12 protein-coding genes and 1 pseudogene are annotated in these 12631 nt (G+C 52.9%); 6 read left to right on the forward strand and 7 right to left on the reverse strand.

Annotated elements, in window-relative coordinates; genetic code table 11:
- Positions 1–379: 379 nt before the first annotated feature.
- From U8U68_RS20775 to U8U68_RS20790, 4 genes are read right to left on the reverse strand one after another with little or no spacing between them, the layout of a single operon-like run.
- Complete coding sequence (locus U8U68_RS20775; RefSeq protein WP_322204231.1) at positions 380–1330, reverse strand: alpha/beta fold hydrolase; 951 nt, start codon at positions 1328–1330, stop codon at positions 380–382.
- Between the two features lie 16 nt (positions 1331–1346).
- On the reverse strand, positions 1347–3167 hold the full coding sequence (locus U8U68_RS20780) for an ABC transporter ATP-binding protein (protein ID WP_322204234.1): 1821 nt from the start codon (positions 3165–3167) through the stop codon (positions 1347–1349).
- Positions 3160–4887 (reverse strand): ABC transporter ATP-binding protein, encoded by a 1728-nt coding sequence (locus U8U68_RS20785; RefSeq protein WP_322204236.1) that lies wholly within the window; start codon positions 4885–4887, stop codon positions 3160–3162. Before U8U68_RS20785 ends, U8U68_RS20780 begins: the two co-directional genes overlap by 8 nt.
- 17 nt (positions 4888–4904) lie before the next feature.
- On the reverse strand, positions 4905–5558 hold the full coding sequence (locus U8U68_RS20790) for a MarR family winged helix-turn-helix transcriptional regulator (RefSeq protein ID WP_322204238.1): 654 nt from the start codon (positions 5556–5558) through the stop codon (positions 4905–4907).
- A gap of 251 nt (positions 5559–5809) precedes the next feature.
- Here U8U68_RS20790 and U8U68_RS20795 point away from each other — a divergent pair.
- The 3 genes and pseudogenes from U8U68_RS20795 to U8U68_RS20805 all read left to right on the forward strand — a co-directional run bounded on the left by U8U68_RS20795 (position 5810) and on the right by U8U68_RS20805 (position 8298).
- A pseudogene (locus U8U68_RS20795) lies at positions 5810–7230 on the forward strand (MATE family efflux transporter).
- A gap of 218 nt (positions 7231–7448) precedes the next feature.
- The gene (locus U8U68_RS20800; RefSeq protein ID WP_322204240.1) at positions 7449–7901 is read left to right on the forward strand and encodes a hypothetical protein; all 453 of its coding nucleotides are present in this window, start codon (positions 7449–7451) and stop codon (positions 7899–7901) included.
- Positions 7843–8298: a cytidylate kinase-like family protein gene (locus U8U68_RS20805; RefSeq protein WP_322204241.1), complete on the forward strand. Its 456-nt coding sequence runs from the start codon at positions 7843–7845 to the stop codon at positions 8296–8298. The genes U8U68_RS20800 and U8U68_RS20805 overlap by 59 nt, the downstream gene beginning before the upstream one ends.
- 106 nt (positions 8299–8404) lie before the next feature.
- Here U8U68_RS20805 and U8U68_RS20810 read toward each other — a convergent pair whose 3' ends face one another.
- On the reverse strand, positions 8405–9376 hold the full coding sequence (locus U8U68_RS20810) for a DUF6076 domain-containing protein (protein WP_322204243.1): 972 nt from the start codon (positions 9374–9376) through the stop codon (positions 8405–8407).
- Positions 9377–9539: 163 nt separating this feature from the next.
- Between U8U68_RS20810 and U8U68_RS20815 the strand changes: the two genes are divergently transcribed.
- The 3 genes from U8U68_RS20815 to U8U68_RS20830 are packed head-to-tail and all read left to right on the forward strand — an operon-like array spanning position 9540 to position 10589.
- A complete protein-coding gene (locus tag U8U68_RS20815) occupies positions 9540–9755 on the forward strand; it encodes a helix-turn-helix domain-containing protein (protein ID WP_322204245.1) in 216 nt (71 codons plus the stop codon).
- Positions 9748–10227: a transposon-transfer assisting family protein gene (locus tag U8U68_RS22730; RefSeq protein WP_437124461.1), complete on the forward strand. Its 480-nt coding sequence runs from the start codon at positions 9748–9750 to the stop codon at positions 10225–10227. The genes U8U68_RS20815 and U8U68_RS22730 overlap by 8 nt, the downstream gene beginning before the upstream one ends.
- Positions 10224–10589 carry a cysteine-rich VLP domain-containing protein gene (locus U8U68_RS20830; protein WP_322204247.1) on the forward strand — a complete coding sequence of 122 codons (366 nt, stop codon included), beginning with the start codon at positions 10224–10226 and terminating at the stop codon, positions 10587–10589. Before U8U68_RS22730 ends, U8U68_RS20830 begins: the two co-directional genes overlap by 4 nt.
- Before the next feature lie 191 nt (positions 10590–10780).
- On the opposite strand, the gene U8U68_RS20835 is transcribed toward U8U68_RS20830, so the two are convergent.
- Positions 10781–11362 (reverse strand): methyltransferase family protein, encoded by a 582-nt coding sequence (locus U8U68_RS20835; RefSeq protein WP_162225183.1) that lies wholly within the window; start codon positions 11360–11362, stop codon positions 10781–10783.
- A gap of 186 nt (positions 11363–11548) precedes the next feature.
- Positions 11549–12631 (reverse strand): relaxase/mobilization nuclease domain-containing protein (locus U8U68_RS20840; RefSeq protein WP_322204250.1); only part of this gene is annotated, 1083 nt, incomplete at its 5' end.

The raw sequence follows: 12631 nt of genomic DNA on the forward strand, positions 1-12631 counted from the left end.
AAGTACCCGGTCGTTTCCCCGTATGGGTCAGCGCATGGGTCAGGTAAGGGAAACAAAGGGAAAATGCAAAATGAAATCCCCGGAAACCCTAGTGTTTCCGGGGATTTTTGGTTGCGGGGACAGGATTCGAACCTGCGGCCTTCGGGTTATGAGCTGTGGTGATTCGATTTTTTCCAGCAGCTTCCAGGCGCTTCCGGCCCTTTTTGCTCGATTCTTCCGGCCAAAACCCGAAGGTCTGTCCCTATCCGTTCCACTGAGTTTTTCCGATTCTGGGTCAGAAAGTGGGTCAAACGCAGCGAATGGAAAAGATAGGAGTGGGGGAGACTACCTCAAAACTTGCGCCGATAAACAAAGAAATAGGGAGCACCCAAAAAGGATGTTAATAAGCTCTCAAGAACTGCCCCACCATCTCCATAACCTCTTTTGTCCAGCAGCCGGTGCCGTGGCCCGCGCCGCAAACTTTCACAAATTCGGCCCGGCCGCCATGCTCCCGCACCTTTTCACAGAAACGCAGCCCCTGCCGCAGGGGAATGATGGGGTCCTCCTCACCTTGAATAAACAGAAAAGCCGGCAGTTTTTCTGCCCTCTCGATATAGTTGATGGGGCTGGCGTCGGCCAGCATCCCTTCGGGGTTCTGCCGGAAATCCTCCTTGAAAATCTCCCTGGCCTCAAAGGGGAACTCGCCCTCGCCGGGCCGAAGCTTCTTATGTTCTGCCAGACGGTCTGGCACAAGGTTCAGCAAATCGTTTGGCCCATAGAAAATGACGCAGGACTCCACCACGGTGCTTTGTTCCAAATGTTCACCGATGTTAAAGCGTTCCTCGTTCCCGGTGAGAGCGGCCATAGCCACCGTGTGCCCGCCGGAGGAATCGCCCAGCAGCATTACGTGAGCGGGGTCTACATGATACGTTTCCGCATTGGCCCTCAGGAAGCGTATGGCCTCTTTGGTGTCCTGTACGGCGGCGGGAAAACGTACATCATCCTTGTAAGTCCCCCGATACTCAATGCTGGCCACTACAAAGCCCAATTTGGCAAGTTCTACCATTTTCGGCACATGGGCATACCCTTGTGCGCCGCTCCAGCCGGAACCGGGTACGTCTACCAGCAGCGGGAAGCGCCGGGTGTCCTTGGGATGAGGCGGAATCTTTCCTTCCTTTTCCAGCTCTGCAAAGATGGGATTCACAAACCTGGGCGGCAGGTTGGGGGCCGCGGGCGACAGCATCTGCAGTTTCAAATCGCCGGTTTCCCGGTGGGCAAAAACAATATCCGGGGTGTAAGTGACTTCATGGGCGGTGTGCGCGTCTGAATAGAAAGTACGGCTGATTTCCATAGTATTTCCTCCTTGGTTATGTTGCAAACCCAGCATACTGGGTTTTATACAAATCGTAATATTTCCCTCTCTTTTTTATCAATTCACCATGGCTCCCGCTCTCTATGATCTCCCCCCGATCCATTACTACGATGATATCCGCGTCCCGGATGGTGGACAGCCGGTGGGCGATCACAATGCTGGTGCGGTCCTCCATAATTTTTTGCATAGCTCCTTGTATGGCTTTCTCTGTTCGGGTGTCCACATTGGAGGTGGCTTCGTCCAGGATGAGTATCTTAGGGTCTGCCACAAAGGCCCGGGCAATGGCAAGGAGCTGCCGCTGGCCCTGGCTGATATTCGCGCCGGAGGCTGCCAGCAGGGTGTCATAGCCCTCCGGCAGCTTTTGGATCATCTCGCTGCAGCGGCCTAGCTCAGCGGCTTTTTCAATGTCGTCCATGCTGGCGTTATCACTGGCGTATTCCAGGTTTTTACGCACCGTGTCACTGAAAAGCACAGTATCCTGCAAAACGATTGCCACATTCTTCCGCAGGCTGCCACGGCTCATCTTTTGGATATCCTGCCCGTCGATCCGTATCGTTCCGCTGTCAATATCATAGAACCGCATGAGCAGGTTGACCACTGTAGTCTTTCCGCTGCCGGTTGCCCCCACAAGAGCAACCTTTTTCCCGGGAGGCACCTGCAAGGTAAAGTTGCGAAGCACCGGGTGCCCCGGAGTGTAGGCAAAGTCCACATGGGAAAACTCCACCGCCGCACGGTGGGGCTCCAGAGGCTCCCCGGACATATCCTCCTCTTGTTCGTCCAGGACGGTAAACAAACGCTCTGCCCCGGCAATGGCTGTCTGTAGCTGGCCGTAAACCTGGGCAATCTCGTTGATAGGGCGGCTGAACTGCTTGGCATACACGATAAATGCTGAGATGACCCCCACAGAAATGAAACCGTTGATAGAAAAATACCCGCCGAAGGCCGCGATAATAACAAAGCCAATGTTGCCGATACAATTCATAATAGGACCCATAACGCCGCTGAAAATATCCGTTTTGATTCCCGCTTTGGTCAATTCATCCGAGGTGCTGCAGAAATTTTCTGTCGTGATCTCTTCGTGCTGATAAGCCACCACTGTGCGGTACCCGGCCACCATTTCCTCTACAGTACCGTTAAGCTGTCCCAGATATGCCTGCCGCTTGCGGGAGTATTTGCGCACCCGCCCGGATAGCAGCTTGGTAGCCAGCACCGTCAGCAGCACCGTGGCAAAGCTGAGCAGAGCCAGCTGCCAGCAGTACCACAGCATGATGGCCACAGTGCCAATAATGGTAAGAACCCCGGAGAACAGGGAGGGAAGCGATTGGGACACGGTGGTGGAGATATTCTCCACATCATTTGTCATGCGGCTCATCACATCCCCATGGGAATGGGTGTCGAGATATTTCACCGGCAGGTCAATGAGCTTGGAAAAAAGCTCCTCCCGCATCCGCTTTACAAGGCGCTGGCTGAGCCTGGCACTGATGAGCCCCTGAAAAAGCTGGCTGACACTGTACAGCAGGTACACCGCCGCCATGAGCCCTACGGTGGGGAGCAGAAAGCCACCCCTGCTTCCGGCAATTATGTCAATGGCCCGGCTTTGTACGCTGGGCGCGTACACGCCGCACAGGGTTCCGAAAACCACTGCCGCCAGCATACCCAGCACCATAGCCTTCTCTTTGCCAAAATATGCGGCGATCCGCCTGAGCGCAGCCCCGGCGTTCTCAGCGTGTTCCACTGTGGCAAATCGCGCGCCCGGACCCCGGTTCATCATGCCGGGGATGCTCCGCATCTCCACATTAGGTTTCTGCTCAGGCAATCTGTTCAGCCCCCTCTCCCATTTGTGAGCGGTAGATGTCCTGATAGATGGGGCAGCTATTCATCAGCGCCTCATGGCTTCCTGTCGCCACGACAGCTCCCTGATCCAGCACAACAATGCGGTCTGTTCGGCGGACAGAAGCGATGCGCTGGGCAATGATGATTTTTGTGGCGTCTTGGCGGGCAGCATCCAGGGCCTCGTAAAACCTTGCCTCTGTCCGAAGGTCAAGGGCGCTGGTAGAATCATCAAATATCAAAATCTCCGCCGGCTTTATCACGGCCCGGGCAATGGAAAGCCGCTGCTTCTGCCCGCCGGACAGGCTCATCCCCCGCTCTGCTACAAGGGTACCGTATCCATCTGCCTGGCCTTCAATAAAGCTGTCTGCCTGGGCGGTTTCTGCTGCGGACAGGATTTCCTCATGACTGGCTCCGGGCCTGCCCCACGTTATATTCTCGCTGATAGATGTGCTGAACAGCTCGGCCCTTTGCAGAGCAACAGCAATTTTCCGGCGCAGCGCCTGCTGGTCATATTCCCGCACATCCACGCCGTCTACCAGCACCGCACCGGACTGCACATCGTAAAAACGGGGTATCAGGTTTGCAAGGCTGGACTTGCCGCAGCCGGTGGCCCCCATAACCGCAACGGTTTCTCCCGGCGCTATTTTCAAATTGATATTTTTCAAGACGGGACGGCCGCTGCCGGGGTAGCAAAAGCTCACATTGCGAAATTCCACAGCCCCCCGCAGCTCTGTGCTGCCGGAAAAACTGCCGTTTTCTAGTTCGGGACGGGCATCCAGGATTTCTTTGACACGCTTCCATGAGGCCAGCCCCTTAGAGATGCTTTGAAACAGCATGACCAGCATAAGGATGCCGTGAAGCAGCTGTGTGGTATAGGTGATGGCCGCCATAATGACCCCAGGGGTCGCGCCGCCGCTGGTTACCTGCCGGGAACCGGAAAGGCAGATGACGGCTGTGGTCAAGTACATCAGGGCGTTTATGGCCGGATTCATAAAGGCAAAAATTACCAGTACCTTCAGCTGTGTCTTGATGAGTTCATCATTTGCCCTGCCGAACCGGGCCTTCTCATAAACCTCCCGGACACAGGCTTTGATCATCCGTATGCCGGAGACGTCCTCCTGCATGATAGCGTTGATCCAGTCCAGCTGGGCCTGGAGCCGTGGGAAAAGCGGGTTGGCTTTCCAAAGGCAGAACGCCAAAACCCCTACAATGAAGGGGAACGCGCACAGCATAACAAGCCCAAACTCACAATTGAGCAGGAACATAAAAGTGATGCTGCCCAGGGTCAGGAACACGCATCGTATCATGCCCCGGACAAACTGAGACACAAAGTTCTGCACCTGGGTGATATCGTTGGTGACCCGGGTCACCAGGGCCCCCACCCCGAACTTGTCTGTCTGTGGGAAGGAAAACGTCATAATACGCCGGAAGGCGTCTTTCCGCATTTCGTTGCCGATGTTCTGGGCGGACAGGTGGACAAACACGTTGTTCATGGAGCCGCATAGCCCGCCGAACAATACCAAGCCGATCATTTGCAGTCCCAGGGTCCAGATTAAGGAGAAATCGCCTGTGCCGTTCCTGCCTATTCCCAGCACGCCATCGTCTACGATACGGCTCATAATACCGGGCTGCACCAGATCCATCAATACTTCCCCCATCATGAAAAGCCCGGCAAGAACCGCCAGCGGCAGGTATCTTTTCACGTATTTCCACATACCGCCTATTTACCGCCTTCCCGAAGGGCTCTGCCTTTCCCGCAAGGGTCAGGGCAATTGGCACAGTCGTGATTGCAGAGGGGGCGGCCGTTGTTTTCTCCGGCGGCGTGACGGCCATGGCCCTCCCAATCACTATGGGGGCCATGGTGTCCGTGATGCTCATGATGGCCATGGTGATGTGCCTGGCGGTCCGCGTATCTGGATTCCCAGTCCGCATTTACCTTTTCCAAAAGCTTCAGCAGCATTCTCTTTTCCTCATCAGACAGGGAGGAGAACATCTCGCCATGCCGCCTTATGCGCTGAGAATTGGCATCTTCTGCCTGCCGTTTGCCTTCCTCGGTCAGTGTAACGTCCACAGTGCGGCGATCGGCTTCACTCTCTGTTCGGGTAAGCAGCCCGGCATTTTCCAGCTTGGCGATCACCTCGCTGGCAGAGCCGGGCTGTATGCCCAGCCGCTCCGTCAGTTCCCGCTGGGTAATGGAACCGGTTTCCAGAAGAACAGTCAAAATGCGCTTTTGGCTGCCCCGACCTTCCGACATATCCCGCATGGTGTGTCCGATATCTCGAAGATTGATAACCAGCCTGCCGTTCACGTCCTCCTGCTCATAGTGTGCCTTGCGCCAGGCGATGTGCTTCTCAAAGCTCTCATTTCGTTTCATCTGTTAAGCTCCTCTCGGATTTATATTAGGTACCTTGATATTATAGAGCCCCTACTTCCATTTGCCAAGGCACCTTTTGAAAATTCCGCTTGACTTTTTGAGTCCTATTTGCTATACTAAAGTTGCAACGTGTAGCGTCACCGCGTAATTCCGGTTGAAGCTGCACGTTGTTTTTTTGTCTGATCACGAATGGAAAGTGTGCGGCCAATAGGCATAAGTCCGGCTTTCTGAATTCTCAAGAGGAATTTTTCATGGACAACAAGTCAAACGCGTTTCTCGAAACCGAGCCCGTGGGCCGGCTCATGGTCAGGTATGCCGTTCCCTGTGTCATCTCCCTGCTGGTAGCGGCCCTGTACAACATTGTGGACCAGATTTTTATCGCCAACGCCAGCTATCTGGGCTCCTACGGCAACGCCGCCAACACGGTGGTTTTCCCCTTGACCGTGGTGGCCCTAGCGATTGCTGTCATGTTTGGCGACGGCTGCTGCGCCTTTGTGAGTATCAGCCTGGGCGCTGGGGACCCGGATTCTGCACGGGGGAGTATTGGCAGCGCGGTGCTGCTCTGCACCGGGGCGGGAGTGCTGCTGGCAGCGGCGTACCTGGCGTTCGACGACCAGATATTGACCCTGTTTGGAGGGCGGGTCAACCCGGAAACCTTCCGGCAGGCAAAGGAGTATTTCTTCTATGTTTCATTGGGCGTCCCCTTTTATATGTTCGGCCAGGCGCTGAACCCTATCATCCGCTCGGACGGAAGCCCAAAGTTCGCCATGGCCTCCACCCTTGCCGGGGCGGCTGTCAATATCGTACTTGACCCGGTGTTCATCTTCGTGTTCCGCTGGGGCATGATGGGCGCGGCGGCGGCCACCGTGCTGGGCCAGGTGCTGACAGCGGGGCTGGCTGGTACCTCTGCCATATGAAAGCCGTTAAGCTGGAGCGGCGGAGCTTCCACATCCATGGGAAGCTGGTGAGGAAGTATATTCCTCTGGGAATTTGCAGTTTCCTCTCCCAGATTTCCCTGGTCATGGCTATGGCGGCTATCCAGAACATGACGCTGAAATACAGCGCCCTTGACCCGGTGTTCGGTCAGGAGCAGTATACCCAGATTCCCATGGCGGTGCTGGGGATCGTGATGAAATTCTTCCAGATCGTCATCTCCATCGCCGTGGGGCTGGCAGCAGGTTGTATCCCGGTGGTGGGCTACAACATCGGTGCGGGCAGGAAGGACCGGGCCAAAGCCCTCTTTACCCGGCTGCTGGCGGCGGAAGCAGCCGTGGGGGCCGTGGCGCTGCTGATTGTAGAGCTGTTTCCCCGGCAGCTTATCGGTATATTCGGCGCGGCCAACGAGAGCGTCTATTACACCCAGTATGCGGTCAAGTGTTTCAGGATCTATCTGTCTATGACAGTGCTGGCCACCGTGAACAAGGGGACCTTTATCTATCTGCAATCCCTGGGCAAGGCTTTCACGTCCACAGCCATTTCCCTGATGCGCGAGGTGGTGCTCGGCGTGGGATTCGCGCTGCTGCTGCCCACCTGGTTCGGGCTGGACGGGGTGCTATACTCCATGCCCGTTTCCGATGTGCTGACCTTTCTGATCTGTGCCGCGATAATTGTCTATACCTACCGTACCTTGGGGAGCGGGCGGCCCTCTGGAAAAATTCTTTGTGCAAAATGACCATTTGGCTTTCCTGCTGGAAAAATGCTATAGTGACAAGGCAAATCAAATATAGCCATTCAACGACACACGCGGCACGGAATACCCTCAAAAAGTATCTGTGCGTAAGCCTGATTATGGTACGGAAAACGGCGTGTGTCTGTTCTTTTGGGGATGCCAGATATAGGAGCGGCGCGCGTCGGACGTGTGTCGCTCTTGGCATTTTCAGGAGGTTTTTTATGCAGGGCAGTACCTATCTCGGCACGGAAAAGGGAAGCAGGCTTCTGGGGAGATTTGCCATTCCCTGCATCTTCTCGCTGATCCTGTTTACCTGTGTGCAGAAGGTCTGTGCTATCTTTTTACAGTCCATCGGCCATGCAAAAGCGGCTGCGCCATTGTCTGTTTTGTGTGATGTGCTGCTTATCGTGTTTTCTCTGGTTATCCCCATCTTTACCGGCGTGACGGGTATTTTCTGGGCCGCGCCAGTGGCGGATGTGATTGCCATTATCATCACGAGTACAGTCATGGTACGGCTGTGGAAAGAGCTGAGTATCCCGGATAGCGGCATACAAGAAGCCGTCTGGACTCTGCATAAGAGCAGGCCCGGGGTGATCGTCACCGTTGCCCGGGAGCATGGCTCCGCGGGTGAGCCAGCTGGTAGCGGAAAAGCTGGGTGTTCCCTGCTACTATAAAGAGCTGACTGCCCTGGCCGTCCAGGAAAGCGGCCTTGCAAAGAAGTTTATCTCCGGCCTGAATGCGGACGAAAACGCTGTCATGCGTGAATTGTACCTAAGCACCAGCGCTGTGCAGCAGGCCATTACGGCACAGGAAAAAGCCATCCGAATGATTGCGGATCAGGGTTCCTGTGTGATCGTGGGCCGGGCAGCAGATCATGTGCTGCCCGACCGGAAGAACGTAGTGCGTGTCTTTATCCACGCGCCAAAGGACTACCGTGTGAAGAAGGTTATGGAAATGTACGGCGACACCGCTCAGGAAGGAGAAAAGAGCATTGCACGGTCGGACATGGCACGGAGCACATACTATAAAAGTATATCCGGGCAGGACTGGGGCGGATCCACATCAGTATGAACTGAGCATAGACAGTTCCGTGGGGCCGGAGAGGGCGGCAGAGCTGATAACAAAGTACATCACAGGATAAATCAAAATTTGCGCCGCTTAACAAAGAATACACCGTTCAAGATTCCGCCAGCCACTCCTTGAACTCATCAAAGGTTATTTTACCAGAAACACACTCATCCCGCTTACCCTTCGCTGCGGCGCTCCAAGCGTAGAACGCGCCAGGGCTTATCTTCCCCGCCTTGATCCAGTTGAACCGCTTTTTGTACTCCCGGCGGTACTCCTTGAACAGCTCGTCCGAGTTTTTCTTCTCCGCCCAGCGCTTTACTGCGCCGACTTCTCTGCAAGTGTGCCCATTCTCGTCAACGGTCAGGTTGCAGAACTCCGCCGTGTTCCTCCGAGGAATCGCAAAATACTTGCCGCAGTAGGAGCAGATGCGCATACGCTGTTCGCGCTTGACGCACTCGCGGAGGGAGAACTCGACAAAGTCAGAGAGGGAGGTGGGGTGGAGGACTTCGGTGAAAGTACCCTTGCCGGTTCGCTCATAGGTGGTGGAAATTGGTCTGAACTGGTAGGCATAGAGCGATTCTCGTTTCTCCTTATCAAGGTAGGCTTGCAACTTTTCCTGCACAGGCTTCTTCTTGCCATCGTCGATGTCCAGCACGTCCTCAAACAAACGCATGATTTGCCTTTGCAGCGTGTCCAGGTCGCTGGGAATGTGCCTTAACAGCTTATGCGGGATAACCTTATGCAAATCCTCGTCAGGATGCCTCTCCACATAACGGAACCGTGACTGCCAGTCAAGACGCAGGAACTCGAAATAGATATGCTCCTTTGCCAGCTTTTCCAACGTACCCATTACTATTTCCTTCGAGTCGCGGTCGCGTTCTCGATAGAAATTCAGCAGGGCCTTGTCCATTTCCTTAAACAAGTTCTCCATCGGCCAGATGTCCAAATAGGTGAACCGCAAAAGGCTTTCCAAAAACGGGAAGTCTTTTTCCTTTTTGTGCGAGCGCTCAAGGGTCAAGTCTTTGTAGACAAAGTACTCGCGGCCCTCTTCAAAGTAGGTGTAGAACAGATAGTCAGCCATTCTGACCACGCTCCTTTTGAAAATTAAAAATATTTTTGGAATTGTCCTTGATAAACAGACTGGCATATGTTACCACAAGACAGTCTGGAAAATTAATCTGTATTTAAGAGTAAGTCTACAGCAGGTGAATGGAAAAGTCAAGACATTTTTTGGGAGGTGCGGAGTGGTTCAATCAAAGTTCAAAAGCTATGACGAACTGCCACTGTTTCTCAATGCGAAAACAGTGGCAGAAGTTTTGAGAATCTCTATGGCTGGAGCCTATAAGTTATTGCATCAGGAGGGCTTTCCTGTGTTGCGAATCGGTTCGCGTCTGGTGGTTCCCAAAGAAAAATTTCTTTCGTGGGTCGAGAGTCAGACGGAAGGTACAGAATATGAGTAATTTCTTGAAAGCATCATGCAGCGGAGCAAAGAACTTCTTTCCTCTGCCTAACGCAATTTTCAGTTTAGGATTGTCAGCGGGTGAGATTGCGGTCTACGTATACCTTATGTGTTGCGAGGACAGGAAGTCGCATCAGTGCTGGCCCAGCTACAAAACTATTGACAGAGCAGTAGGTATGAGCGAGAACATGGTGCGGAAATATGAGTACAAAACGCTTATCCTGACAGAGCCGACAAACTATGAGAGCGCCGATGGTCAGGTTAGAAATGGTAGACTGACTGTTGAAGAAACAAACCTTTTGAGCATTTACAACGAGGGCGGCAAGCGGGCTTTGATTGAGAATGTCAACGCTGCGCTGCCCTACATGGACGCGGATATGCGGGAGCTTGCAAAGCGCACCGTTTCCAAAGTGGACGCTTTGACCGAAGCGGAATTTGCAGAGCTTCCCATTTACGCCGCTGATGAAGTATGAACGGGGTTAAGCGGCTGACGCCGCCCCAGAGCCGGAAAGTCAACGCCCTTGTGCGCCGGACGTGCTGCAATTATGATAACGGGAACTGTATCTTACTGGACGACGGGGACGAGTGCGTATGTCCGCAGCTCATTTCCTATTCGCTTCTCTGCAAGTGGTTCCGGGTTGCGGTGCTTCCCGCCGACAGGCTGCTTTATGCGGAGCTTTACCAGACCGGGGACAGGAAGAAGTGTACCGAGTGCGGCGCGTTCTTTGCGTCAAGCTCTAACAGTGTCAAATACTGCCCCGTCTGCCGGAAGCGTATCACCCGCCGACAAGCCGCCGAGCGCATGAGGAAAAGACGCGCCCCTGTTACGCAGTAGGCGCGGAAAATCCCTTGATTTACAGGGCTTTCCGGGCGGGAAAATTAGACAGGCGATACTTTATACCTTTATCCCCGAAAATGCCGTCCTATTGCGTAACAATCCAATCTCTGCACCCATAAAAAACCGGGGCGCGGTGGCTATCTGATAGCTGCCGCGTCCCGATTTTCTTTTGTCCTACAAGTTTGAATTTATCTTCTTCTGCCAATATAACGGCAAACTTTTTTCTTATATTTCAAATATTCATTTCCAAATGTAGCAAGTAAAAAATCTTCCTCGACGTTGACAATCTGCAAATGGTACATAGTGACCGCAAATACAGTTAAGAAGCACAAAATCCAGTTAAAAAACATTAATAGTGTACCAATATACAAAAGGTCAAATCCCAGAAAGGCGGGATTACGGCTGATATGGTAAATACCGTTTGTTATAAGTTCTGTTTTATCGGTTTTGGATACTCCCGCCCGCCAACTGTCCCGCATAGTCCATACTGCAACAATAAATATAACCGTTCCTCCAACACTTATTATTGCGCCCATAACTCGAATAGCAGTAAGACTATGCCCCGTTTCAAGGAAAATACTGACAAGTCCCGCTATAAAGACAAGAATAGCCGCAATCTTCATTGTGATTTCCACAAATTTTACAAAACCGATTTTGTCCTTTCCAATTTGGTCTGTTTGTATTCCTTGCTTTTTTTGATGAAACATTTTTAAAAAATAACATCCATAAAAAGCAATCATGCTTGCTATGGAAATCAGCTTAAATTCCATTCTTTTCCTCCTCCAAATTCCGATTTGCCTAATTATGAATTTACAGTTCTTATTATATGCTTTCTAAGTTCTAAATTCAATATCTTTAGGACTATAAATGAGCAAAATCATAATATGCAAAAAAATCAATCGAACTTGTTTTCCTATTTGTACAACTTTCGGATTTTCTCATTTATAGTTTAAGCATTATCCGCGCTCTGTCTGCTGTTCCCGTTCTGGCTGTTTCTCTGTCTGTAAAATGCTGTCAATGTTCTGCTTGATAATATCATATTCCCGGACTTTCTTTTTCAGCTTCCCATAGTCGGCGTAAAGGGCTTCTTTCTGCGCTTGGAGGGCTTCATATTCCGATTGCAGCGCGGCGAGGTTCGGGAGCTTTGCAATGCCCGCCGCTTTCAGCGACCTTGCGGCGGCTTCATGTAGGATAATCGCCTGTTCCTGTCCGGCGCGGTACTTCTCCCTGTTCCTTGCCTTGCGGTATGCGTCATAGACGGGCTTTGTCTTTTGGTAGGTGGAAACATTCTTGATAAGCACCGCCATGTCCGCAAGCCGCTTTTCCGCGTTCTTCAATGCGTCTGCCGCCTGTCCGCTTTCCGCTGACATTTCCTCAATCCGGCTGACTAAATCCGCGTACTGTTCAATCTTGTGTTCCGTCAAGAAATTCATGGTTTTAGCTGCCTGTTTCAGATTGTGGATTTTCGCCCACTGTTCATAGCCCTTACTCTGCGCCGCCTTGATACTGTTCTCAATGTCGATAAGCAGCGACACGCCGCGCTGTTCTCTGGGAGCTTTCGCCGCTTTTGCCCGTCTGCCCGCTATCCGTTCCCTTATGGCTTCCTCTGTATAGTCTGCGCCGAGGGTTTTTAGGCGGGTGAAGCGTTCCTGTCCGGGGGCGCGGCATGATACATATTTCCCCGGCTTTATCTCATAGCCCGCCGCCTGTAACCGCTGCAACAATTCCTCAAAACTGGAAACTTGGGGGATAAGCGCGTCAACGGCAATCTTTAGCTTGCCTTTCCAACTTGTACCCGTCTTTTCTGCCTGGTACTCCGCATAGCTCTTTCCCTTGCTGCCCTTGCCGGGAACGACGACGGACAAGCCATTCTCCCGGCACAGCTTGTCGCTCATGTTCCGTATGCCGTAATAGCTCCTTTTCAGTTCAGCTTTCGTGCGGTCATGGGCGGGCTGTGGCACGACAAAGAAGTCGATGCCCAGTTCTTCCAGCGCTCGGTGTGCCAGGGGGAAGTCATAGGCGGAGTCCGCCGCAGCGGC

It is taken from the genome of Acutalibacter intestini (assembly GCF_034334985.1).
In the GTDB taxonomy this organism is placed as follows: domain Bacteria; phylum Bacillota; class Clostridia; order Oscillospirales; family Acutalibacteraceae; genus Acutalibacter; species Acutalibacter intestini.

Bases quoted from the DNA above. Each gene is read 5' to 3' on its own strand.
- U8U68_RS20810 (WP_322204243.1), bottom strand. From the start codon at position 9,376: ATGGCTGACTATCTGTTCTACACCTACTTTGAAGAGGGCCGCGAGTAC.
- U8U68_RS20830 (WP_322204247.1), top strand. From the start codon at position 10,224: ATGAACGGGGTTAAGCGGCTGACGCCGCCCCAGAGCCGGAAAGTCAAC.
- U8U68_RS22730 (WP_437124461.1), top strand. From the start codon at position 9,748: ATGAGTAATTTCTTGAAAGCATCATGCAGCGGAGCAAAGAACTTCTTT.
- U8U68_RS20805 (WP_322204241.1), top strand. From the start codon at position 7,843: ATGGCTCCGCGGGTGAGCCAGCTGGTAGCGGAAAAGCTGGGTGTTCCC.
- U8U68_RS20835 (WP_162225183.1), bottom strand. From the start codon at position 11,362: ATGGAATTTAAGCTGATTTCCATAGCAAGCATGATTGCTTTTTATGGA.
- U8U68_RS20775 (WP_322204231.1), bottom strand. From the start codon at position 1,330: ATGGAAATCAGCCGTACTTTCTATTCAGACGCGCACACCGCCCATGAA.
- U8U68_RS20800 (WP_322204240.1), top strand. From the start codon at position 7,449: ATGCAGGGCAGTACCTATCTCGGCACGGAAAAGGGAAGCAGGCTTCTG.
- U8U68_RS20790 (WP_322204238.1), bottom strand. From the start codon at position 5,558: ATGAAACGAAATGAGAGCTTTGAGAAGCACATCGCCTGGCGCAAGGCA.